General features: G+C 68.9%; 18 protein-coding genes. 8 read left to right on the forward strand and 10 right to left on the reverse strand.

Going from position 1 to position 22,807, the window contains the following annotated elements:
- The 3 genes from GD429_RS28055 to GD429_RS28065 form a co-directional block, all read left to right on the forward strand.
- A partial coding sequence (locus tag GD429_RS28055; protein WP_152861838.1) for a DsbA family oxidoreductase occupies positions 1-708 on the forward strand: 708 nt, incomplete at its 5' end.
- A 136-nt stretch (positions 709-844) separates the two neighbouring features.
- Positions 845-2,284, forward strand: coding sequence for a DHA2 family efflux MFS transporter permease subunit (locus GD429_RS28060; RefSeq protein WP_152861840.1), 1,440 nt, complete (start codon positions 845-847; stop codon positions 2,282-2,284).
- A 306-nt stretch (positions 2,285-2,590) separates the two neighbouring features.
- Positions 2,591-3,379, forward strand: a complete 789-nt coding sequence (locus tag GD429_RS28065) for a sulfite exporter TauE/SafE family protein (RefSeq protein WP_152861842.1) — start codon at positions 2,591-2,593, stop codon at positions 3,377-3,379.
- Positions 3,380-3,768: 389 nt separating this feature from the next.
- On the opposite strand, the gene GD429_RS28070 is transcribed toward GD429_RS28065, so the two are convergent.
- From GD429_RS28070 to GD429_RS28085, 3 genes are all read right to left on the reverse strand, one after another.
- Positions 3,769-5,607, reverse strand: a complete 1,839-nt coding sequence (locus GD429_RS28070) for a S10 family peptidase (RefSeq protein WP_152861844.1) — start codon at positions 5,605-5,607, stop codon at positions 3,769-3,771.
- Between the two features lie 610 nt (positions 5,608-6,217).
- The gene (locus tag GD429_RS28080; RefSeq protein ID WP_152861846.1) at positions 6,218-8,308 is read right to left on the reverse strand and encodes a D-(-)-3-hydroxybutyrate oligomer hydrolase; all 2,091 of its coding nucleotides are present in this window, start codon (positions 8,306-8,308) and stop codon (positions 6,218-6,220) included.
- 138 nt (positions 8,309-8,446) lie between these two features.
- The gene (locus tag GD429_RS28085) at positions 8,447-8,806 is read right to left on the reverse strand and encodes a BON domain-containing protein (RefSeq protein ID WP_152861848.1); all 360 of its coding nucleotides are present in this window, start codon (positions 8,804-8,806) and stop codon (positions 8,447-8,449) included.
- Positions 8,807-9,236: 430 nt separating this feature from the next.
- On the opposite strand from GD429_RS28085, the gene GD429_RS28090 reads away from it, so the two are divergent.
- From GD429_RS28090 to GD429_RS28100, 3 genes are all read left to right on the forward strand, one after another.
- Entirely contained in the window at positions 9,237-10,679 is a 1,443-nt protein-coding gene (locus tag GD429_RS28090; protein WP_152861850.1) for a TAXI family TRAP transporter solute-binding subunit, read from the forward strand.
- 84 nt (positions 10,680-10,763) lie between these two features.
- Positions 10,764-11,402, forward strand: a complete 639-nt coding sequence (locus tag GD429_RS28095; RefSeq protein ID WP_152861852.1) for a DsbA family protein — start codon at positions 10,764-10,766, stop codon at positions 11,400-11,402.
- Positions 11,403-11,471: 69 nt separating this feature from the next.
- Positions 11,472-12,419, forward strand: coding sequence for a LysR family transcriptional regulator (locus GD429_RS28100; protein ID WP_152861853.1), 948 nt, complete (start codon positions 11,472-11,474; stop codon positions 12,417-12,419).
- Between the two features lie 16 nt (positions 12,420-12,435).
- On the opposite strand, the gene GD429_RS28105 is transcribed toward GD429_RS28100, so the two are convergent.
- The 4 genes from GD429_RS28105 to xdhA form a co-directional block, all read right to left on the reverse strand.
- Positions 12,436-12,837, reverse strand: a complete 402-nt coding sequence (locus GD429_RS28105) for a nuclear transport factor 2 family protein (RefSeq protein ID WP_152861855.1) — start codon at positions 12,835-12,837, stop codon at positions 12,436-12,438.
- Positions 12,838-13,043: 206 nt separating this feature from the next.
- The gene (gene xdhC, locus GD429_RS28110) at positions 13,044-13,661 is read right to left on the reverse strand and encodes a xanthine dehydrogenase accessory protein XdhC (protein WP_152861857.1); all 618 of its coding nucleotides are present in this window, start codon (positions 13,659-13,661) and stop codon (positions 13,044-13,046) included.
- 167 nt (positions 13,662-13,828) lie between these two features.
- Positions 13,829-16,192, reverse strand: coding sequence for a xanthine dehydrogenase molybdopterin binding subunit (xdhB, locus tag GD429_RS28115; RefSeq protein WP_152861859.1), 2,364 nt, complete (start codon positions 16,190-16,192; stop codon positions 13,829-13,831).
- Positions 16,193-16,210: 18 nt separating this feature from the next.
- Entirely contained in the window at positions 16,211-17,755 is a 1,545-nt protein-coding gene (gene xdhA, locus GD429_RS28120; protein ID WP_152861861.1) for a xanthine dehydrogenase small subunit, read from the reverse strand.
- Positions 17,756-18,104: 349 nt separating this feature from the next.
- On the opposite strand from xdhA, the gene GD429_RS28125 reads away from it, so the two are divergent.
- A complete protein-coding gene (locus tag GD429_RS28125; RefSeq protein ID WP_152861863.1) occupies positions 18,105-19,319 on the forward strand; it encodes an MFS transporter in 1,215 nt (404 codons plus the stop codon).
- Positions 19,320-19,417: 98 nt separating this feature from the next.
- Here GD429_RS28125 and GD429_RS28130 read toward each other — a convergent pair whose 3' ends face one another.
- From GD429_RS28130 to GD429_RS28140, 3 genes are all read right to left on the reverse strand, one after another.
- Positions 19,418-19,942, reverse strand: coding sequence for an RES family NAD+ phosphorylase (locus GD429_RS28130; RefSeq protein WP_152861865.1), 525 nt, complete (start codon positions 19,940-19,942; stop codon positions 19,418-19,420).
- A gap of 80 nt (positions 19,943-20,022) precedes the next feature.
- A complete protein-coding gene (locus tag GD429_RS28135) occupies positions 20,023-20,724 on the reverse strand; it encodes a hypothetical protein (protein ID WP_227791775.1) in 702 nt (233 codons plus the stop codon).
- A gap of 84 nt (positions 20,725-20,808) precedes the next feature.
- A complete protein-coding gene (locus GD429_RS28140) occupies positions 20,809-21,699 on the reverse strand; it encodes a DMT family transporter (protein WP_152861867.1) in 891 nt (296 codons plus the stop codon).
- 136 nt (positions 21,700-21,835) lie between these two features.
- On the opposite strand from GD429_RS28140, the gene GD429_RS28145 reads away from it, so the two are divergent.
- Positions 21,836-22,771 carry an AraC family transcriptional regulator gene (locus GD429_RS28145; RefSeq protein WP_152861869.1) on the forward strand — a complete coding sequence of 312 codons (936 nt, stop codon included), beginning with the start codon at positions 21,836-21,838 and terminating at the stop codon, positions 22,769-22,771.
- The last annotated feature ends 36 nt before the right edge of the window (positions 22,772-22,807 follow it).

Genomic DNA, 22,807 nt, shown 5'->3' on the forward strand with positions numbered 1-22,807 from the left:
GCCCGCCCGACCCTGACCGTCGAAATCTGGTCCGACCTGATCTGCCCGTGGTGCTGGATCGGCAAGCGCCGCTTCGACGAGGCGCTCGCCGCGTTCGCGCACGCCGACCGCGTCGACGTCGCGCTGCGCGCGTACCGGCTGATGCCCGGCCAGCCGGTCGAGCCGGTCGAGGCGATGCTCGCGGGCAAGTACCGGATGTCGCCCGCGCAGGTCGACCAGATGCTGCGCCAGGTGACCGACGCGGCCGCTAGCGTCGGGCTGCGCTACGACCTGCCCGGCACGCTCGTCGGCGACACGCTCGACGGCCACCGGCTCGTCAAGCTCGCGGAAGCGACGGGCCGCGCGCACGCGCTGACCGAGCGGCTGTATCGCGCGTATTTCTGCGAGCACGGCTCGCTGTTCGATCACGCGGAACTGACCGAATTCGCGGTCGAAGCGGGGCTCGAACGCACAGCCGCCGAAGCCGTGCTGCGCAGCGATGCGTACCGCGACGAAGTCGAGGCCGACATCGCGCGCGCCGCGCAGATCGGCGGGCGCGGCGTGCCGCTGTTCGTGTTCGGCGGCCGCTACGCGGTGTCGGGCGCGCAGCCGGCCGACGCATTCGCACAGGCGCTCGATCAGGCGTGGCGCGACGGCATCGTCGAACTCGCCGGCAGCGACGCGGCCGCGTGCGGCCCCGACGGCTGCGAACTGCCGGCGCGCTCGTAACGCACACGACGCCCATCCCGCGCATCCCGCACGGACGCGCCACTACGCGTCGCTGCTGCCACAAACCGACAGGAAGCCCGCGCCGATGACGTCTACAATGCTTCCTTTCGAATAACTATCGGAAGGCTGCAGGCCCATGACACACGGGATTCACGGCGAGAAGCGCTGGTACGCGCTGATCGTGCTCTGCCTCGGCGTGCTGATGATCGTGCTCGACAGCACGATCGTGAACGTGGCGCTGCCGTCGATCAGCACCGACCTCCATTTCACCGAGACGGCCCTCGTGTGGGTCGTCAACGCGTACCTGCTGACGTTCGGCGGCTGCCTGCTGCTCGGCGGCCGGCTCGGCGACCTGTACGGCCAGCGGCGCATGTTCCTCGCGGGCCTCGTCGTGTTCACGCTCGCGTCGCTCGCGTGCGGCCTCGCGCAATCGCAGGCGATGCTGATCGCCGCGCGCGCGGTGCAGGGGCTTGGCGGCGCGGTCGTGTCGGCCGTCTCGCTGTCGCTGATCATGAACCTGTTCACCGAGCCCGGCGAACGCGCGCGTGCGATGGGCGTCTACGGCTTCGTGTGCGCGGGCGGCGGCAGCATCGGCGTGCTGCTCGGCGGACTGCTGACGAGTTCGTTGTCGTGGCACTGGATCTTCCTCGTCAACCTGCCGATCGGCATCGCGGTCTATGCGATGTGCGCCGCGCTGCTGCCGCGCATGCGCGCGCCGGCCGGCGCCGCGCGGCTCGACGTCGCGGGCGCGATCACCGTGACCGCGTCGCTGATGCTGGCCGTCTACGGGATCGTCGGCGGCAACGAGGCCGGCTGGCTGTCGACGCAGACCGTCGCGCTGATCGGCGCGGCCGTCGCGCTGCTCGCGCTGTTCATCGCGATCGAGGCACGCACCGCGCATCCGCTGATGCCGCTCACGCTGTTCGCCGCGCGCAACGTCGCGCTCGCGAACGTGATCGCCGTGCTGTGGGCCGCCGCGATGTTCGCGTGGTTCTTCCTGTCCGCGCTGTACATGCAGCGCGTGCTCGGCTACGCGCCGCTGCAGGTCGGCCTCGCGTTCCTGCCGGCGAACCTGATCATGGCCGCGTTCTCGCTCGGGCTGTCGGCGCGCATCGTGATGCGCTTCGGGGTCCGCGGCCCGATCGCGGCCGGCCTGCTGATCGCGGCCTGCGGCCTCGCGCTGTTCTCGCGCGCGCCGGCCGACGGCGGTTTCGTCTGGCACGTGCTGCCCGGCATGACGCTGCTCGGCATCGGCGCGGGCGTCGCGTTCAACCCGATGCTGCTGGCGGCGATGAGCGACGTCGATCCGGCCGATTCCGGGCTCGCGTCGGGGATCGTCAACACCGCGTTCATGATGGGCGGCGCGCTCGGCCTCGCGGTGCTTGCCAGCCTCGCGGCCGCCCGCACCGACGCGCTCGCGGCCGCGCAGGCCGCGCCGCTCGACGCGCTGAACGGCGGCTACCACGCGGCATTCGCGTTCGGCGCGGCGTTCGCCGCCGCGGCTGCGCTGATCGGCCTCGCACTGCGCATGCGGCCGCAGAACGGCGTCGAAGGCGTCGGCCCCGCGATGCACTGACCGCCGGCAGACGAAACCGATCGCCGGCACCGAACCGGGGCGCGCAGTGTCGCGCCCTTTTTTGCGCGCGCCCGGCACGGCGCGCATTCCCGGTTCGTCATACCTTTCGCGCTGATGACCACCATCGGCCCCGCCCTCGTTCAAACGCCCGTTTCACACCCGTCCGGCCGCCCGCCGCACGGGCCTTCGCGGCCGATTTTTAACGCAGTCGTACATCAACCCGCCACTTTTGCGACAATGGCGGACTTTGACGCGCGCGCCGCAGCCGCGCGCCGCCGCCGAACGCCGCATAACCGCCTGCTTCCGATGTCGCTTCCCCATATCGATCTGCTGTACTCCCTGTCCGGCCTGTTCGTCGGCATCCTCGTCGGCCTGACGGGCGTCGGCGGCGGTTCGCTGATGACGCCGATCCTCGTGCTGCTGTTCGGCGTCCACCCCGCGACGGCGGTCGGCACCGACCTGCTGTACGCGGCCGCAACCAAGGCTACCGGCACGCTCGTCCACGGCCTGAAGGGATCGATCGACTGGCGCATCACGGGCCGGCTCGCGGCGGGCAGCGTCCCGGCCGCGACGCTCACGCTGTGGTGGCTGCATACGCACGGGATGAACACGCCGGGCACCGCGCGGATGATCCAGCTCGTGCTCGGCATCGCGCTGCTGCTCACGTCGCTCGCGCTGATCTTCCGGCCGCAGCTCACCGCGTTCGCCGCGCGCAACCCGCTCGCGCCGAGCCCCGCGCGCACGCTGTGGTCGACCGTGCTGACGGGCGCCGTGCTCGGCGCGCTCGTGTCGATGACGTCGGTCGGCGCCGGCGCGATCGGCGTCACCGTGCTTCTGCTGCTGTATCCGCTGCTCGCGACGACCCGCATCGTCGGCTCCGACATCGCGCACGCGGTGCCGCTCACGCTCGTCGCGGGCATGGGCCACTGGCTGCTCGGCTCGGTCGACTGGCCGATGCTGCTGTCGCTGCTGCTCGGCTCGCTGCCCGGCATCGTGCTCGGCAGCCTGCTGTCGGCGCGCGCGCCCGAGCGGCTGCTGCGCAACCTGCTCGCCGCGACGCTCGTCGCGGTCGGCGTGCGGCTCGTGCTCGCGTAAGTGGCGCGGCGCGACGCCCCCGCAGCGTCGCATCGACACCCTCCCGCCCCTAACGAAAAACACCATCCCCGCTCGTAACCCAGCCGTTACTTCCAGGCGTCTCACGGTGTACCGGTCAGCGTATGCGCAACGGGCGGGTATTTGTTTCGACGAATCCTCAATAGAGGGCTATTCATCCCCTTCTTGAGGATTCTCAACGCCGTCACCGCTGGCCTCAGGGGGTGACGAATCTGCCCTCGGACAAGACGATGCCCCGGAAGTCCATGACTCGCGGGGCACCTTGGAGCACTGCAGCACCGCCATCAACACACGCCACGTGAAGAGCTGGGGCGCGTGATCGGCCGGTGTTTTTTACGTCACTTCAGGCGGCACAAAGCCGCCCGCGTCACTTACTGCCCCTGCTGCTTCAGTTGCTGCTGCTTGAGCTGCTGCGTGCGCGCCTGCAGCTTCAGCACGCGCTGCAGCGCGGTGCGGTTCGCGAGGATGCCGTCGTAGAAGTTGGCGAGATCACCCTTCAGCGCGGTCCGCGACGCGTCGTTCAGGTAGATCATGTGGCCCGACGGGTAGTTCTTGATCGTCAGGTTCTGCGCCTTGATCGCCGGGTCGAGCGGCATCTGCGCGAGCGTCAGCTCCGTCTGGTGGAACGGCGTGACCGCATCGAAATAACCGTTCGCCGACAGCACCTTCAGGTCCGGGTTCACGCTCATCGTCGAAGCAAGGTCGCCGGCCGTGTACAGCGTATTGCCGCCGCCCCGGTTCGCGCCGGTCGGGTCCGTGTGGCTGAAGTCCCAGTTGTTGAAGACCTGGTCGTTCAGGTCCACGAACGACGACGTCGACGTGTACTTGAGGTCGGTGTTGATGTAGCTGTTCCACAGCACCGTGTACGCGCCGCCGACGTTCGTAATCGACGGATCGTTGCTGCCCGAGTTCGGCAGGATGTACGGTGCGATGCCCTTGCCCGTGAAGTTCGCGCGACCGTCGTACTGGCCGATCTGCGTGCCCGGCACGAGCGTCAGGAAGAACGTGTACGGCGGGTTGTCGTTCGACGACGGCACGTTGCCGAGCGCGGCCGGGTTGCCGAAGGTCTGGATCAGCGACGTCGGATCCGTGCCGATGTACGAACCCATCTGCTGCGCGGTCTGCAGGTTCAGGTTGAGCCGCACGTTCACGAAGCCGCCGTCCTGCGGGTTCGGCTTCTGCGCGAGCGGTGCGAGCGTGTTGTCCGCGTACGCGCGGGCCTGGACCATGTACGCGTCGAGATCGGTCGGCGTCGGGTTGACCGTCGTCTTCTTCCAGTAGAACGCGTCGGCCGCGAGCGTCGGGAAGATGCCCGGCGCGGACAGCGCATTCGCGTAGTCGAGGATCGACGACTGCAGCGTGATCCCGTTCAGGTCGATGCCGTCCTCATGCAGCACCCACGACACGACCGCGCTGCGCGCGGTGCCGTACGACTCGCCGAACAGGAATTTCGGCGAGTTCCAGCGCGAGTACTTGGTCAGGTAGCGCTGGATGAAGCGGTCGATCGAGCGCGCGTCCTGGTCGGTGCCCCAGAAGTCCTTGTTCTTCGCCGGGGCGATCGCCGCCGAATAACCGGTGCCGACCGGGTTGATGAACACGAGGTCGGTGCGGTCGAGCAGGCTGTCGGGGTTGTCGAGCAGCTTGTACGGCGCGGGCGGCGTGAAGTTCGGGAACGACGACTGCAGCCGCTTCGGCCCGAACGAGCCGAGCATCAGGTAGACCGACGACGAACCGGGGCCGCCGTTGTAGAAGAACGTGACCGGGCGCGGCTTCGACGGATCGGGATTGTCCTGCGTGTACGCGACGTAGAACATCTTCGCGTTCGGCGCCGACGTGATCGGGTCGATCGTCGTCAGGTGGCCCGTGGTGGCCGTGTACTTGACGGTCTTGCCGCCGATCGTGACCTGGCGGTGCACGACCGCGGCGCCTTCCGTCGAATCCGTGACCGCGTCGTTCGGCCCGGTGCCGTACACGTCGTCGTCGACGTACGGCTGGTCGGCCGCGGCGGCGGCCGTTGCGTCGGTGCTGGCCGACGTGCTGCCGCCGGACGTCGTCGCGGCCGCGGCTGCGGCCGAAGCGGACGGGCTCGGCCCGTCGTCGCCGCCGCACCCCGTGACCAGCAGCGCCGCGGCCGCGGCTGCGGCGAGCGGCATGCTCAGAGTCGTTCCGAATAGCGCGAAACCGTCTTTCAAGGACTTCCGTGTCGTCATTATTGCCTCTCGAACAGAACGATAAATACCGCCGGCCGCAAAGGATCATTTGCGCCGGCGCTCCGCACCGGGAATGCATTCGTTATGCGACGCACTCCGAGTTTTTTACCGGATCGGCGAATACCGATCGGCACGATTTACCCCACCCATATTTTTCGATCGCACAATGGAATCAATTCCATTGCAAACGACGATTCAATAATCCGCGACAATGCGAATTCATTGCGCATATCCGCTGGCACACAAAATCGACGGCAAAAGCATGCCCCGCGAAGCCCGCCCGACAAGGCCGCCTCGCTTCGAACAGACGAACAATCCCTGTCGGCGAGATATCGATTAATCGCAAAACGGCGACCAATCGCAGCTCGAGCCGATTTAATAAAATCGAAAGGATCGATTAACTAAATGGAAAGGAATATCTCGTATCTGGAATTTATTAAATTAAGTGAAAATACCGGCGCATAATAGGTTCCGGATTTATCGCCGTAAAGTAATAATTTGTTACGGCGCTCGCCATTCGGATAAAAGGCGGCACGGGACCGATTCCAGCGACGCAAAAGAAAAAGCCGGACGGCTGTCCGGCTTCGTGATGGCGGTGCGGCGGGCGCCGTCAGAGCGGCACGTCGATCGCTCCGGCACCGGCGGAAATCGCGTTCGCACCCGGCGCGGCCGAGATCGGCGGCAGGTTCGCGCCCGTCAGCGCGGGTGCGGCGCCCGGCGTGCCGCCGCGCGGCACCGTGCGGATCACCTGCGACGGCGGCAGCGGCGCGCCGTTCTTCAGGTGCCGCCACATCAGGTTCAGCGCCTGCAGGTCGTAGTAGTGGACCGGCACGAAGCGCGTGTCGAAGCCCGCGACGGGCAGGAACGCGTCGAAGTGCTGGCCGTTCGTCACCTCGTAGAACACGAGCTGGCTGCGCCCGCGTTCGCTGATGCTGTTTTGCGCGACGTACGCGCGCGACGCGTGGTTCACCGGCACGAGCGCGTCGCTGCGGCCCTGCACAATGATCGCCGGCTTGCCCTGCAGGTTCGCGTTCACGCGCACCGCGTCGACGTTCGCGGGCATCCCGAGCATCCCGTTGGTCCAGAGCTGGCGCAGGCACAGCGCGCCCGCGAAGCTCCCATCGGGCGTCGCGAGCCGGTGGTCGACGCCCGCGCCCGTGTTGAACACGAGGTTGATGCCGGCCGTCGGCGGCACGCCGTTGCCGACGCCGAACACGGCCGTCATCGGCGACGCGGCGGGCGAGGCGACCGCACCCGTCGCCGCGTTCGTCGTCGCGAAGCTGAAATTGCACAGGTTGTCGGTGACGCGCGAGCGCGTGTACGCGTTCGCATAGGTGACCGCGATCGCCGGAATCGCCTGCGAATCCCACATCGGCGCCTGCAACACGTCGGAATCGGCCAGATAGCCGGCCGCGTGGAGCTGCGCGAGCGCGTCGGCGGCCTGGCTCTGCGTGTCGGCGCCCGACACGAGCCCGGCCGCGGCGAGCGTCGCGCAGCGCTGCGTGCGGATCGACTGCGTGGTCGCGGCCGGCAGCGCGCTCAGGTACGGCGCATCGGCAAGCGACGCCGACGCGGCCGCGCACGGCTGCAGCAGGTTCGCGAGCGTCGCGTAGTCGGCCAGCGGCCGGCCGAACGACGGCACGGGCTGGCCGCCCGTGCGCACGATCGCGTTCGGCGCCATCCGCACGTTGATCTGCGGTTCGCCGACCACGACCGCGGTAATCCAGCCGCGGTTGTCCTGCTCGGCCGCCGCGAGCGACGCGCCGCCGCCGTTGCTGACGGACGCGGCGATCGTCGTGATGTCGCCCGCCCGATAGCGCACGCCATGATGCGAGCCGTCGATCAGCGGTCCGAACTGCTCGTTGAGCGCCCAGTACGCGAACTCGACCGCCTGCAGCGTCACGCGCCCCCAGTCCTGCTCGGGATTCTGCTGCGAATGCGCGTGCTTGAACGCATAGCGGTTCGGAAAGCGGCTGTTGAACGCGGCGAGATCGCCGCTCGTCACATTCGCGGTAAACAGGCTCGCGGTGCCGGCGAGCACCGCGTTGGCGAGCGTGCCGTCGATCAGCGTGACGGTATCGGAGCCGAGCTCGTGCGCGCCGTTGCCGCCGCCCTTGTCGTTGTATGCGACCGCGCAGCCGCGCTTGAGCGCCCACTCGCCGGCCGCGGAGATCGCGCCGTACACGCCGCGCGAGCCCGACGACGTCGCGGTGACGATGCACGGCTGCGCGGGATCGAAGCTGGCGGGCACCTGCACGAGCAGCGTCACGTTCTTGCTGCCGCTGCCGTCGTCGGAATACGCGAGATATTCGGTGCCGGGGATCTTGCCTTCGCCGAGCGTGTCGTTGCCGTCGAGGTCGACGTTCGGCCCCCAGAAGCGGCCGTAGCCGCCGTTCGCGCTCATGTCGACGAGCGCGCGGTAGTTCGACCAGATCGCGAGACGGCGCAGCTCGGCGCTCGTCGGCCGGGACGGATTCGCAAAACCGGGCGCGCTCGCCGCCGCGAGGCCCGTCTTGCCGAGGCCGGCCGTCAACAAATCGTCGCTCGCGCCGTCGTAAGCCGTCGTGCGCACGCTGCCGGACACGAAGCCGGGCAGCCGGTTGCGCTCGCCCGACTCGTCGCCGTTGCAGGCGCCGAGCATCGCGATGCCGGCCAGCGCCGCGCCGAGAAGAATTCGTCTGCCCCACCCGTGCGTCGTCATTGCCGCCCTCTCGATCTCGTTATCGGTCCACCGCCGCGTCGCGCGGCTGGCGGCCTCTGAAGCGAAAACGGGCCCCGGCAGCGCCGAGGCCCGCCTGAAAGCGGGCGCGGACGGCGCTATCGCGCCGCCCGACCGGCATTACTGCTGCTGGACCGTCAGCTTGTTCGACACCGACGTCACGCCCTTCACGCCCTTGGCTGCCTCTTCGGCCTTGTCGATCTGTGCCTGATCCGGCATCGTGCCCTGCAGCGAGATCGCACCGCCCTTCGAGCGCACGACGAGGTTCGACACGTCGACGCCCTGTTCCTTCGAAATCGCCTTGCGCACCGCGTAGCCGAGCTGGCGGTTCGCCTTCTTCGCGCTTTTCGCGGCGGCCTTCGGCGCGCTCGCGGCCGGCGCTTCAGCTGCCGCCGGCTCACTCGACTGCGCGTATACGCTGCCGGACAGACAGGCCGCCACGGCGGCGACACCCAACGCTCTCAACACGATCGACTTCATGCTATCTCCTTGTCACTTCTGAACGGCCGTGCACAGTACGGCCGGATACCCCCAAAGACAGCCGTCCCGCGCGCGAACGGGCGGGACAGCCGGTGATTTCCACGGCGATGCGAGAGAGGCGAGACGGGCCGGCAGCCGGCGCGCGCGATAGCGGGCCGGCCGGGCCGGACAGCCGCCGGCCGTACACGCCCGGTCTCTTTGTGTGCCGGGTCGCGCGCGAATCGGGTGCGGCTGCGTCGCACAATGTAATCCAGCGCCCGCGGAAGCGCAAAGCTTTTGACGCGGCGGCGCCCGCCGCCGTCGCCGCGGAGCCGCGCGACCGCGCCCGACTCACGCATGCGCGGCGAAACCGGGTACCATCGCCGCGAGAATGTGCATCGTCCATGACGACCGTCATCGATGCGTCACGCCAGCGTCCCCCGCCGATCCCATGAAGCCTGCCCGCCCTCGCCCGCCTCGCCGCATCCTCGCCCGCTTCGTCGCGGTGTCGTGGCGCGACCTCGCGCTGTCGATCGGCCCCACCGTGCTACTCGCGGCTGCGGCCGTCTGGCTCGCGGTCAGGCTGATCCAGCCGGCGCCGCCGTCCACGCTGGTGATCTCGGCCGGGCCGCCCGGCAGCACGTACTGGAACGCCGCGCAGAAATACAAGGCCATCCTCGCGAAGAACGGCGTCACGCTCGACGTCCAATCGTCCGAAGGGTCCGCGCAGAACCTCGCGCGGCTGTCGAACCCGAACGCGCCGGTCGACGTCGGCTTCGTGCAGAGCGGCATCGGCCCGAAGGAGCGCGACGAACGACTCGTATCGCTCGGCAGCATCGGCTACGTGCCGCTCGCGATCATGTATCGCGGCCCGGTCGTCGCGCGCCTGTCCGACTTCAAGGGCAAGCGGCTCGCGCTCGGCGCGGAAGGCAGCGGCGCGCGCGAGCTGAGCCTCGCGCTGCTGAAGATGAACGGCATCGTGCCGGGCGGCCCTACCGAGCTGCTGCCGACCGCCGGCGAGGACGCCGCGACCGCGCTGCTCGACGGCAAGATCGACGCGGCATTCCTGTCCGGCGACTCGACGCAGATCCCCGTGATGGCGAAGCTGTTCCGCGCGCCCGGCGTGCACGTGTATTCGTTCACGCAGGCCGAGGCGTACGCGCGGCGCTTCCCGTACCTGACCGCGATCACGCTGCCGATGGGCGTCTACGATCTCGGCCTGAACCTGCCGCCCGCCGACATCCATACGGTCGCGCCGACGATCGAGCTGGTCGCGCGCGACTCGCTGCACCCCGCGCTGTCCGACCTGCTGATCGAGGCCGCGCGCGAAGTGCACGGCCACGCGACGATCCTGCAGCACGCGGGCGAATTCCCGTCGCCCGTCACGCGCGGCTTCCAGCTCTCCGACGACGCCGCACGCTACTACAAGTCGGGGAAGACCTTCCTGTACCGCCGGCTGCCGTTCTGGGTCGCGAGCCTCGTCGACCGGCTGCTCGTCGTGATCGTGCCGCTGATCGTCGTGCTGATCCCCGGGCTGCGGCTCGTGCCGTCGCTGTACGGCTGGCGCGTGCGCTCGCGCATCTATCGCTGGTACGGCGCGCTGATCGCGCTCGAGCGCAGCGCGCTCGGCGAGCACACGGCCGAGGATCGCGTCCGGTTGCTCGACGAGCTCGACGACATCGAGGAAGCCGTGAACCGGATGAAGATGCCGCTCGCCTACGCCGGGCAGTTCTACGTGCTGCGCGAGCACATCGGCTTCGTGCGCGAACGGCTCACCGCGCACGACCAGGAAACGCCGGCGGGGCCGCCCGGCGCCGTCGGCCAGCCGCTCGCACGCAGCGGTGCCGCGACGCCGGCCGGCGATCCCCCCCGGGCGACTCCCGGTTCCGCGTGAGCGAACGATCCGCGATCATTGCCGCATGCGCGCACCGCCGCGTACCATGGAGGCCGCCGTACGCCCCACCCTCTGGAGATCGTCATGACAACCGGCCTCGACACCGCCCAGCCCGCCTGGTTCTTCGACTTCGTGTCGCCGTTCTCCTATCTGCTGCTCGAACAGCATGACAAATGGCCTGACGTGCCGTTCGAACCGGTCGCCGTGTCGCTCATCGACCTGCAGCGCCACTGGGGGCAGCGCCCGAGCGCCGACGTGCCGGCCAAGCGCGTGTTCACGTACCGTCACGCGCTGTTTCGCGCGGAACAGCTCGGCATCCGCTTCAAGATGCCGCCCGCGCACCCGTTTGATTCCGACAAGGTGTTGCGCCTCGCGATCGCGCTGCGCGCCGATATCGCGACCGTGCTGGAGATGTACCGCTTCATCTGGCGCGACGGCAACGATCCGTCGACGCCGGACGGTTTCGCGGCGCTGTGCGAACGCGTCGGCGTCGGCCACGGCGACGAGCTGATCGAATTCGAGGAGACGAGTGCGCAACTGGCCCGCAACAACGCCGACGCGATCGCGCTCGGCGTGTTCGGCGTGCCGACGTTCTGGATGAACCAGCAATTGTTCTGGGGTGAAGACGCGCTGCCGATGGTGCTGTACTGCGCGCGCACGCCGACCTGGCTCGAATCGGGCGAGGTCAAGCGGATCAGCGCGCTGCCGAAGGGTCGTGCGTGATGGCCGGTATCACGCCCGGCGACGCGCGGCTGCGGTAAGGTTACGCCTCTGCCGAATCACCCCGCACCGATGGAAGACGACGACCGTACCGCCTCGCTCGACATCTGGCTCGTGCGCGTATTGCGCACGCTGCTGCTCGAGCGCAGCGTCACGCAGGCCGCGCTGCGGCTGAACCAGACCCAGCCCGCGATCAGCACCGCGCTGCGCAAGCTGCGCGAGACGCTGAACGACCCGATCCTCGTGCGCGGCAAATCCGGGATGGTGCCCACCGAATACGGCGCGTCGCTGCTCGAAGCCGCGCAGCGCGCGCTGCGCGAGGTCGACTTCATCGCGACGCCGCACGGCGACTTCGACCCTTCGTCCGCGCGCCGCACGTTCCGGGTCGCCGCGCCCGACTATCTGAACGATTTCTTCATGCCGACGCTGATCGAGCGCTTTCGCGACGCCGCGCCGCATGCGCACCTGGAAATCGATTCGCTGAATCCCGCGCTCGACCACGCGGGCGCGCTCGAATCGGGCGCGCTCGATCTCGTGATCGGCAACTGGCCGAAACCCGACCCGCAGTTCGCGCGCCAGGACCTGTTCTCCGACACGATCGTGTGCCTGATGCGCGAAGCGCACCCGCTCGCGCACGTGCCGCTCACGCGCGAAGCGTATGCGTCGGCCGCGCACGTCGCGCCGACGCCATACACCGGCGACAAGCGCAACGCGATCGAGATCGGCCTCGCGCGCGCGCGCCTCACGCGGCGCATCGTGACGATGCTGCCTTACTTCGGGATCGTGCCGCAGGTGCTGCTGCAGTCGGACCTGATCTTCACGACGACGCGCCGCTTCGCGACGCACTATGCGCAGCTGCTGCCGCTCGTCGTCGTCACGCCGCCCGTGCCGTTCCCGCGCATCAAGAGTTACCTGCTCACGCATCCGCAGCCCGACCGCCCGACCGACATCGCGTGGCTGTGCGCGCTGATGCAGAGCGTGTCCGACGAGCTGACGGTCGCCCGCACTCGCAAGCGTTGATACGCGGCGCGGCCGCTCAGGCCGTGCAGAAGGTTTCCTGCAGATGGGTCCAGCGCACGACGCCCGCCGCGTCGCGTTCGAACACCGCGGTCGCGCGCCGCGCGGGCAGCTCGCCCGATGCCGCGTGCTGCGCTTCGAGATAGGTGATCACCGCATGCGATGCGTCGGCCGCGAGCACGCGGATCTCCGACAACGTGATGCGCAGCCCCGGCTTCGCGCCGGCGAGCTTCGCGAACAGCGCGCGCGTGCCGTCGCGGTCGACTACGCGGCCGTCGGTCAGGATCATCGTGAAAGCGGTGGAGAACGGCGCGAGCAGCGCGTCGAGCGCCGCTGGCGCGGTATCGACGCCGGACAGCCAGCGCTCGATGGCGACGAGGCTCGCATCGAGCGCGTCGAAATAGATCGGATGATCGGACATGGCGCCTGCACGGAAAGGCGCGGCCCGATGCCGCGCGTTGCCGTGCAGTGTATGCAAAAACGCGCGGCCGTGCGCCAGGGCCTGTTCCCGCTAATAACGGGCTTGCGAAAGTGCCTTGCCGGCTGTCCCCGAAGGGAACTTCCCTCGGGGCGCGAGCAAGAAGCAAGGAGCGCCGTTTGGCCGAGCCAAACAAGCGACGCGCGACGTTACCGCGCGCAAGATACGTCGTCCCGCGCGCGCCCCGATGCAGCCGCCTTCGCATCGGCCACCGGCATGCCCGAGCGCGCCTGCAGCAGTTCCGCGCACACGGCCACCGCGATCGCGCCCGGCGTCTTGTCGACGATGCCCGCGACGCCGATCGGGCACACCATCTCCACGAGCCGCGCCGGATCGACGCCGCGCGCGGCGAGCCGGCGCTCGAACTTCACGCGCTTGGTGCGCGAGCCGATCATCCCGAAGTACGCGTAGTCGCGCCTCCGCATGATCTGCGCGGCGAGCGAGAAGTCGAGCGCGTGGTTGTGCGTCATCACGAGGAAGTACGCGCCGGGCGGCGCCGCGTCGACGACGGCCTCCGGCGTGTCGGTCGGCTCCGGCTGCACGTTCGGCGGACATTCGTCCGGGAACAGCTCGTCGCGCGTGTCGACCCACTGCACGACGCACGGCAGCGCGCCGAGCAGCGTGACGAGCGCGTGACCGACGTGCCCGGCGCCGAACAGCACAACGTGCATCGGCGCCGGCGCGCCGGTCGCGCGGTTGCGCCGGCCGGTGCCCGGCGCGAACGTCGGGGTCGACGCGGTACGAAGCGAACGTGCGGGTCCGTTCATGTCAGCCTCCGCCGGGCCGTCCCAAGGAGGCTGACCGCCCCCTCGGGGGGTAGCGAACAACGTGAGCGTGGGGGTCGTTTCATCTCAGCCTCCGCCGGGCCGCCCCAAGGAGGCTGACCACCCCCTCGGGGGGCAACGAACGAAGTAAGCGTGGCGGTCGTTTCATGTCAGCCTGCCTGAACCGCGCGAGCCGCGCGCACCGCATTCACCGCGCGCAGGATCGACTCGCCGGTCGCCGGCGCGTCGAGCGGCGGGTTCACCCTGTAGTCGCCGACCGCCGCGACCGCGTCGCGCACCGCGAAGAACACCGAGAACGGCAGCAGCAGCGGCGGCTCGCCGACGGCCTTCGACCGGTGGATGCTGTCCTCGACGTTGCGGTTCTGGAACAGCCGCACGTTGAATTCGGGCGGCGTGTCGTTGACGGTCGGGATCTTGTACGTGGACGGCGCATGCGTCATCAGCTTGCCGCCCTTGTTCCACCACAGCTCCTCGGTCGTCAGCCAGCCCATCCCCTGGATGAACGCACCTTCGACCTGGCCGATGTCGAGCGCCGGGTTCAGCGACGCACCCACGTCGTGCAGCGCATCGACGCGCAGCGTGCGCATCTCGCCCGTCAGCGTGTCGATCACGACTTCCGACACGGCCGCGCCGTACGAGTAGTAGTAGAACGGCCGGCCCTGCAGCTTCGACTGATCCCAGTACAGCTTCGGCGTCGCGTAGAAGCCGTCGGACCAGAGCTGCACTCGTGCAAGGTAGGCCTTCACGATCACTTCGCCGAACGGCACGCCCTGGCCGCCGACCCACACGACGTCGTTGCCGAACTTCACGTCGGCCGCATCGACCTTGCCGTCGCCGTACTGCTTCGCCGCGAACACCGCGAGCCGCTCGCGCAACTGGCGCGCCGCATCCTGCGCGGCCTTGCCGTTCAGGTCCGAGCCCGTCGACGCGGCCGTCGCGGACGTGTTCGCGACCTTGCTCGTGTCGGTCGCCGTCACGCGGATCCGGCCGAAGCGGATGCCGAGCTCGTGCGCGACGACCTGCGCGACCTTCGTGTTGAGCCCCTGCCCCATCTCCGTGCCGCCGTGGTTCACGAGCACCGAGCCGTCGGTGTAGATATGCACCAGCGCGCCGGCCTGGTTGAAGTGCGTGACGTTGAACGCGATCCCGAACTTCACCGGCGTGAGCGCGATGCCCTTCTTCAGCACCGTGTTGCGTGCATTGAATTCGCGCACGCCCGCGCGCCGCGCACGGTAGTCGCTCGTCGTCTCGAGTTCGCCGAGCAGCTCCTGCAGCACGTTGTCCTCGACCGTCTGGCCGTACGGCGTCACGTTGCGCTCGGTCTTGCCGTACAGGTTCGCGTAGCGGACATCGAGCGGATCGCGGTCGAGCGAGCGCGCGACGTCGTCGAGGATGTACTCGATCGCGAACGCGCCCTGCGGGCCGCCGAAGCCGCGGAACGCGGTGTTCGACTGCGTGTTGGTCTTGCCGCAGTAGCCGGCGATGTCGACGTCGCCCAGCCAGTACGCGTTGTCGAAGTGGCACACCGCGCGCGTCATCACCGGGCCCGACAGGTCGGCCGAGAAGCCGCAGCGCGACGTCATCTCGAGCGCCACGCCGTCGAGGCGACCGTCGTCGTCGTAGCCAACGTCGAAGCGGTAATGGAAGTCGTGCCGCTTGCCGGTGATCATCATGTCGTCGTCGCGGTCCGGGCGCAGCTTCACCGGGCACAGCAACTTCCACGCGGCGAGCGCCGCGCAGCACGCAAACAGGCCCGACTGCGATTCCTTGCCGCCGAACCCGCCACCCATCCGGCGGCATTCGACCAGCACGTTGTGCGACGCGACGCCGAGCACGTGCGCGACGAGGTGCTGCATCTCGCTCGGGTGCTGCGTCGAGCAGTACACGTGCATCCCGTCGTCGTCCTTCGGCACCGCGTACGCGATCTGCCCTTCCAGGTAGAACTGCTCCTGGCCGCCGAGCAGCATTTCGCCCGACTCGCGGTGCGGCGCGGCGGCGAGCCGCGCGGCCGCGTCGCCGCGCGCGAGCTTCAGCGGCGGGATCACGTAGGTTTCGGCCTGACGCGCTTCCTGCGCGGTCAGGATCGCGGGCAGTTCCTCGTAGTCGACCTGCGCGCGGCGCGCGGCGAGCCGCGCGGTTTCATGCGACGTCGCGACGACGATGAACATCGGCTGGCCGACGAACTGCACGATGCCCTTGGCGAGCACCGGATCGTCGTGGATGATCGGGCCGCAATCGTTGACGCCCGGGATATCGTCGGCCGTGAACACGGCGACCACGCCCGGCGTCGCGCGCACCGCGTCGAAGTTCATCGACACGATCTTCGCGTGCGGCTTCGCCGACAATCCGAGCGCCGCGTGCAGCGTGCCCGCGACGACCGGAATGTCGTCGGTGTAGGTGGCACGCCCGCTCACGTGCAGGTGCGCGGATTCGTGCGCGCGCGAGACGTGGACCTGCGCGGCATCGGCTTGCGGGTCGAGGGTGCTCAGGAACGGTTCTGCTTGCTGGTTCATCTTCGGTGTTCTCCGTCTTCAGACGCGCGCCGCGTCGGCGCCGGCTTCGGCGGCCACTTCACGCACATTCAGGGCTTGCGGCGGCAGCGGGTCGTGCGGGCGCGTCTCCAGCCAGAATCGGTACATCAGGTTCTTCGCGGTATCGAGGCGATACGTGCTCGTCGCGCGCATGTCGGACAGCGGCTGGTAGTCGCGCTCGAGCGCCTGCATCGCGGCCTGCGCGGTGGCTTCGTGCCACAGCGCGCCGTCGAGCACGGCTTCGGTGTGCGTCGCACGCTTCGGCGTCGCGGCCATCCCGCCGAACGCGATGCGCGGCTCGCGGATCGTGTCGCCGTCCGCGATTAACGCGAACGCCGCGCAGACGGCCGAGATGTCGGAGTCGAACCGCTTCGACAGCTTGTAGGTGCGGAACTGCAGCTTCTCGCGCGCGCCGGTGCGGGTCGGCACCTTCACGCCGACGACGAATTCGTGCGGCGCCATGTCCTTCTGCTGGTAGCCCGTGTAGAGCGCCTCGAGCGGCAGCTCGCGCACCGTGTCGCCGCCGCGCAGCACGACGCGCGCGCCGAGCGCGATCAGGCCCGGCATCGTATCGCCGATCGGCGAGCCGTTCGCGACGTTGCCGCCGAACGTGCCCGCGTTGCGGATCGGCAGCGATGCGAAGCGCTTCCACATCTCGGTCAGCTCCGGATAGGTGCCGGCCAGTGCCGCATACGCGTTCTCGACCGTCACGCCCGCGCCGATCTCGATCCAGTCGTCGCGCTCCACGACGCGCTGCAGTTCGGCGATCTGGCCGACGTAGATCAGGTCGTCGAGCCGGCGCATCTGCTTCGTGACCCACAGGCCGATGTCGGTGCTGCCCGCGAGGATCCGCGCGTCGGGCCGTTCGACCTTCAGCGCGGCCAGCGCGTCGAGCGTGCGCGGCGCCGCGAAGCGCGCGCCGTTGGGCGTCGCGTAGTCGAATGTGTCGTCGCGCTTGAGCGACGCGAGCGTGCGGGCGAGCGCGGCCGTGTCGACCGGTGCCGACGGCGCCGGTGCATCGAACATCTGCACGGCGGCATCGACGATCGGGCGATAACCGGTGCAGCGGCACAGGTTGCCCGTCAGCGCATCGGCGATCTCGGTGCGCGTCGGCACGTCCTTCGCCTTCGCGCACGCGCTGCCGCAGCCTTCGTGGCCGTGCTTCTCGTACAGCGCCCACATCGACATCACGAAGCCGGGCGTGCAGAACCCGCATTGCGAACCGTGGCAGTCGACCATCGCCTGCTGCACCGGATGTAGCGCGCCGTCCGGCTGGCGCAGATCCTCGACCGTCAGCAGCGCCTTGCCGTCGAGCGTCGGCAGGAACTGGATGCATGCGTTGACGGCCTTGAACTCGACCGCGCCGGCGTCGGTCAGCTCGCCGACCACGACCGTGCACGCGCCGCAGTCGCCTTCCGCGCAGCCTTCCTTGGTGCCGGTGCAATGCGCGTCCTCGCGCAAGTACTGCAGCACGGTGCGGGTGACGTCCGCGCCGCTGACTTCGCGGATCGCGTGACGATGGTAGAAGCGGATCGGCTCACTCATGTCTCTATGGTTCTTCAATTGGGGGGCTAGGCGGTCTGCGCGGAGCGCCCGACCGACGTCTTTCTGACAGTTTGCACGCTATCACCATCAAATTTCGCAACCCATAGCCCATCACGCATGGGGCCCATATAACTGCCGCGATATGTGCGCCGGGGCCACCCGGCGCCCTTTCCGCACGGTGCACCGCATGCCTTCCCGGCATGCCGGCACCGATCCGTTGCGCGCGAAAACGGGTCGCGATTAACTAAATGGTACCTGCGTGAAAACCGGTTCCATGGGAAAATCCCGATTCCCTTTTGTGCCGTCTTCCGTGTCGTCACGCTCCGTTTCGCTCATTCGTTCCGACCCCATGTCTACCGACTCCGCCACACCACCGCGCAGCGGGTTCGCGGTCACGCTGCAAATCGTGTCCGTCGTCTGCTTCACGTTCATCTGCTACCTGACCATCGGCCTGCCGCTCGCGGTGCTGCCGGGCTTCGTCCATGACGACCTCGGCTTTTCCGCGATCGTCGCGGGCGGCGCGATCAGCGTCCAGTACTTCGCGACGCTCGCGTCGCGGCCGCTCGCCGGGCGCTTCGCCGATACGCTCGGCCCGAAACAGACGGTGCTGCGCGGGCTGGTCGGCTGCGGTGTGTCGGGTGTGCTGCTGCTCGTCGCGCTGCTGCTCGCGCACTGGCCGGTCGCGAGCCTGGTGCTGCTGGTCGCGAGCCGGCTCGTGCTCGGCGTCGGCGAGAGCCTGTGCGGCACCGGCGCGATCCTGTGGGGCATCGGGCGGGTCGGCGTCGCGCACAACGCGAAGGTGATCTCGTGGAACGGCATCGCGACCTACGGCGCGCTCGCGCTCGGCGCGCCGGTCGGCGTCGCGATCGCGCATACGCTGAATCCGGCGCTGATCGGCGTGATCGTGATCGCGCTCGCCGCGACCGGCTTCTACCTCGCGCGCCTAATCGATTCCGTGCCGCTCGTGCACGGCGAACGGATGTCGTATGCGAGCGTGTTCACGCGGGTGCTGCCGCACGGCCTCGGCCTCGCGCTCGGCTCGGCCGGCTTCGGCTCGATCGCGACCTTCGTCACGCTGTACTACGCGGCGCGCCACTGGCCGAACGCCGCGCTGTCGCTGACCGTGTTCGGCACGCTGTTCATCGGCGCGCGCCTGCTGTTCGCGAACACGATCAAGACCTACGGCGGCTTCCGCGTCGCGATCGTGTCGTTCGCGTTCGAATGCTCGGGCCTCGTACTGCTGTGGCTCGCGCCGGTGCCGCACGTCGCGCTCGTCGGTGCCGCGCTGACGGGTTTCGGCTTCGCGCTGATCTTCCCGGCGCTCGGCGTCGAGGCCGTCGCGCTCGTGCCGCCCGCGAGCCGCGGCGCGGCGCTGTCCGCGTACTCGGTGTTCCTCGACCTGTCGCTCGGCATCACGGGCCCGCTCGCCGGTTATGTCGCGGGCGCGTTCGGCTATCCGCAGGTGTTCCTGTTCGCGGCGGTGGCGGCCGCCGGGGGCGTCGCGCTGTCGATGGTGCTGTACCAGCGGCAGGCGCGTGTGGCCGGGAGCGGCGCGGCGGCATGAACACCCGGGCCGCGAGGAATCGCGCGCGCCGTCCCTTCTGACGGAATGCCGTCCGAAGCCGTCTGAAGCCGCCCGTCAGGCGGCCGGCGATACGCGGCTTAACGCGGCAATATGTTGAAGTCCCGCAGCACGCGGGCAGCCTCGGTGTGGCGCCGGAACGGAACGGCGCGCTCGAGCTTGAGTTTGGGTTCGGCACGATCGAAGAGCACAAGCGCTTCCGACGTGTTGAGATGACGCGACATATACAGAAAGCCGTCGACCCGACGACCATGCCCGTGTACGGCGAGCGACCATTGCTGCGGGATATCGTACGGTACGACGGTCGACAGCGCCCCGTCGCCGCCGAGGTTTTTCAGCGGCAGGCCGTGCAGGACGGCCACCGTCAGCGGCGAGCCGGTGAACGAAAGCACAAAGCGCTCAAGCTCGGTCGTCACGAGCGGGAAGCCACCGACAGCGAGATCCGCGACTTCGTCGTGCAGCACCGTCTCGGCGAACGCGCAGTGCAGGTCGAAACCGAAATAGCTGGCGCCATACCGGCGCCGCTGGCGCGGGTCGTCGAAACGGTTGCCGCCCGACTTGCCGAAGTATGGCTCGCCTGTCTCGTATCGGGAGACGCGCACCATCGCCGACGGCGCAATCTCCCGCGTAACCAGCGTCGCATTCGCGAAGTGTTCGCTCGGTGACGTCACGTCAACCGCACCTCCTAGCGCTCCGCGAACGCCGCTGCGGCACGCTCCACCTCTTCACGCCTTCCTTGCGACAGTGCTTTCAGCGGCGTGACGTTGCCAAGGGACGCCTTGGGCGTCGTCAAGAATTGCCATTTGCTCCACCCCGGCAAATCACCCAGGCGTTGCGTCACCTTTCCCAGCGTCTTGCGATCGATATCGCCCGTCAGATAGAAGGCCGGGTAGTACTGCACCGCCCCCACGTCGACCGTGAAGATGCGCCCGGACACGACCGCCTTGCTGAGCGCCTGCCGCGTCATGCCGAGCCTTGCCCAGATCTCCGCGGCCGGCAGCAGCGCGCCCTGCGCGACGAGCGCCCGCCGTTCGGCCAGCGCGCGCCGCTCGAAATCAGCGGCCGCAGCATCCGCGCGTGCCGCCGGCTTCGCATGCTGCTTCGTGCGGCCGGAAGGTTGCCTGTCGCGGGTCGCAGCGGCAGCGATGCCGAACGTGATCGTGCCCGCCAGATCGATGACCTGGGCGATGCCGATCTTGAACAGGTGCCCGAGCTGTTCGTCCGACAGCTTGAGCAGCGCACGCGCCCGATCGGGACCCAGCATGGTCGCGGCACCAACGGCGCTGCGCAACGCCTCCTCGGTCTCGACATCGAGAATCGCAGCCGCGCTTTCAAGTGCATGAGCCTGCCTGACCATCTCCGCCTCCTTACCCAACCGGAGGTTCAAGCCCAGCCTCGAATCGAAACCAAGTCAACCAAGTCAACCCGATACCTGGTCGCGCCATGCAGCGCGTCGCCCGTCCGGCCGTCGTCACGCCGTCCGGAGAAACAGCTTCCGCGTCAGATCGAACGCGACGAGATTGCCGGCCACCACCAGAAGCAGCCCGATCACCGCGAGCGGCGACCACTGGTAGCCCTCGAACACCGTCGACACGGCCAGCGCGACGATCGGGAACAGCACCGTGCAGTACGCGGCGCGCTCCGGCCCGATCCGGCCGACGAGGGTCAGGTACGCGGTGAAGCCGATCACCGAGCCCGGCACGGCCAAGTAGACGAGCGCGCCGAGATAACGCGGGCTCATGTCGAGCGTGAACGGCATCCCGGCCACCGCGCTGCCGACGGTCAGGATCGCCGCGCCGATCAGCATCGCCCAGCCGTTGGTCGCGAGCGGATGCAGCCCCATCGACTGCATCCGGCTCGACAGCAGGTTGCCGGCCGAGAAGCACATCGTGCCCGCGAACGCGATCGCAAGCCCGATCCAGGTCGCGTGATCGTCGAGATGGCCGGCCATCTGCTGCCAGAACAGGCATGCGATGCCGACCAGGCCGAGCAGCGCACCCGCAATCGCGGACGGCCGCAGCGGGCGGCCCATGAACAGCCGGCCGTTGATCGAGTTCAGCAGCGGCGCGGTCGAGAAGATCACCGCGACGAGCCCGCTCGGCACGACCTGCTCCGCGTAGTAGAAGCACAGGAAATTCAGGCAGAACAGCGCGAAGCCCTGCGCGACGAGGTAGCGCCAAGCTTCGCGCGGCGGGCGCGCCGGCCGGCGCATCACGCGCAGCAGCGCGAACAGCACGGCGGCCGCGAGCCAGAAGCGCCACGCGATCGACACGGGCGGCGGCACGGAGCCGAGCTGCCATTTGATCGCGATCCAGGTGGTGCCCCAGATCAGCACGGTGACGAAATAAAGCGACAGGTTCATGGCGGCGATGGTCCAGGAATCGGATGAAACGGGATCCCGACTATGCCGCCGCGCGGCGCGCGCCGATTGTCCGGAATTGCGGTCTTTTTCCGGCTGCCGCACCCGGTGCGGCGCGCCCGCTTATACTCGCCAAATCATGAGCTTCTCCCTCTCCGCCCCGCCCGTCGACCGCGCCACCGCACTGGCCGGCGGCGATTTGCCGTTCGGCCTGCAGTCGGTCTGCCGCACGCTCGCCGACGCGAACGCGACGCTCGAGCGCTTCGCGTGGCTCGGCGACCATCTCGCGATCGCCGAATGGACGCGGATCACCGACGAAAGCGAGACGATCTACGAGCAGCCCGGCCATCACACGCTGTCGTGCTACCTCGACGGCGGCTACCGGACCGAGCGCGAACGCGTGCCGCGCTACGGCGCACCGAGCCTGCTGTGCGCGCTGCCGGGCGACCACGAATCGCGCTGGTGGGTGCGCGGCGAGATGCACTTCATCCACCTGTATTTCCTGCCCGAGCACTTCACGCAGCGCGCGATCCGCGAACTCGACCGCGAGCCGCGCGAGCTGAAGCTCGCCGACCGCACCTATTTCGAGGATGCGCGCGTCGCCGCGCTGCTGCGCTCGCTCGCGCTGGACGGCTGGGACGATGCCGACGAGCGGCTGCGCGTGAACGAGACCGCGCACGAGGTGCTGAGCCTGCTGCTGCGCGGGCAGAGCACGACGCGCACCGACGTGTCGTTCCGCGGCGGGCTTGCACCGGCCGTGCGCCGCCGTGTGCGCGACTACATCGACACGTACCTGACGCAGCCGCTGACGCTCGGCGAACTGGCCGACGTCGCCGCGCTGTCCGAATACCACTTCTCGCGGATGTTCCGGCTGTCGTTCGGCCGTGCGCCGCACGCGTGGGTCGCCGAACAGCGGCTCGCGCGGGCGCGCGAACTGCTGCGCACGACGTCGCTGCCGCTCGCGCAGGTCGCGGCCGACTGCGGCTACGCGAACGCCGGCCACTTCAGCCATCGCTTTCGCGACGCGCACGGCACGACGCCGAATACGTACCGGCGCGCGATGCAGGGCCGCTGAGCGCGATCGACCGATCGCGGCCAGCCCACCCCCGAC

Origin of the sequence: Burkholderia sp. BE17, from assembly GCF_009362305.1 — a bacterium.
GTDB lineage: Bacteria > Pseudomonadota > Gammaproteobacteria > Burkholderiales > Burkholderiaceae > Burkholderia > Burkholderia pyrrocinia_C.

Bases quoted from the DNA above. Each gene is read 5' to 3' on its own strand.
- GD429_RS28060 (WP_152861840.1), top strand. From the start codon at position 845: ATGACACACGGGATTCACGGCGAGAAGCGCTGGTACGCGCTGATCGTG.
- GD429_RS28100 (WP_152861853.1), top strand. From the start codon at position 11,472: ATGGAAGACGACGACCGTACCGCCTCGCTCGACATCTGGCTCGTGCGC.
- GD429_RS28070 (WP_152861844.1), bottom strand. From the start codon at position 5,607: ATGACGACACGGAAGTCCTTGAAAGACGGTTTCGCGCTATTCGGAACG.
- xdhA (WP_152861861.1), bottom strand. From the start codon at position 17,755: ATGAGTGAGCCGATCCGCTTCTACCATCGTCACGCGATCCGCGAAGTC.
- GD429_RS28065 (WP_152861842.1), top strand. From the start codon at position 2,591: ATGTCGCTTCCCCATATCGATCTGCTGTACTCCCTGTCCGGCCTGTTC.
- GD429_RS28105 (WP_152861855.1), bottom strand. From the start codon at position 12,837: ATGTCCGATCATCCGATCTATTTCGACGCGCTCGATGCGAGCCTCGTC.
- xdhC (WP_152861857.1), bottom strand. From the start codon at position 13,661: ATGAACGGACCCGCACGTTCGCTTCGTACCGCGTCGACCCCGACGTTC.
- GD429_RS28145 (WP_152861869.1), top strand. From the start codon at position 21,836: ATGAGCTTCTCCCTCTCCGCCCCGCCCGTCGACCGCGCCACCGCACTG.
- GD429_RS28090 (WP_152861850.1), top strand. From the start codon at position 9,237: ATGAAGCCTGCCCGCCCTCGCCCGCCTCGCCGCATCCTCGCCCGCTTC.
- GD429_RS28095 (WP_152861852.1), top strand. From the start codon at position 10,764: ATGACAACCGGCCTCGACACCGCCCAGCCCGCCTGGTTCTTCGACTTC.
- GD429_RS28085 (WP_152861848.1), bottom strand. From the start codon at position 8,806: ATGAAGTCGATCGTGTTGAGAGCGTTGGGTGTCGCCGCCGTGGCGGCC.
- GD429_RS28125 (WP_152861863.1), top strand. From the start codon at position 18,105: ATGTCTACCGACTCCGCCACACCACCGCGCAGCGGGTTCGCGGTCACG.
- GD429_RS28080 (WP_152861846.1), bottom strand. From the start codon at position 8,308: ATGACGACGCACGGGTGGGGCAGACGAATTCTTCTCGGCGCGGCGCTG.
- GD429_RS28140 (WP_152861867.1), bottom strand. From the start codon at position 21,699: ATGAACCTGTCGCTTTATTTCGTCACCGTGCTGATCTGGGGCACCACC.
- GD429_RS28130 (WP_152861865.1), bottom strand. From the start codon at position 19,942: ATGGTGCGCGTCTCCCGATACGAGACAGGCGAGCCATACTTCGGCAAG.
- xdhB (WP_152861859.1), bottom strand. From the start codon at position 16,192: ATGAACCAGCAAGCAGAACCGTTCCTGAGCACCCTCGACCCGCAAGCC.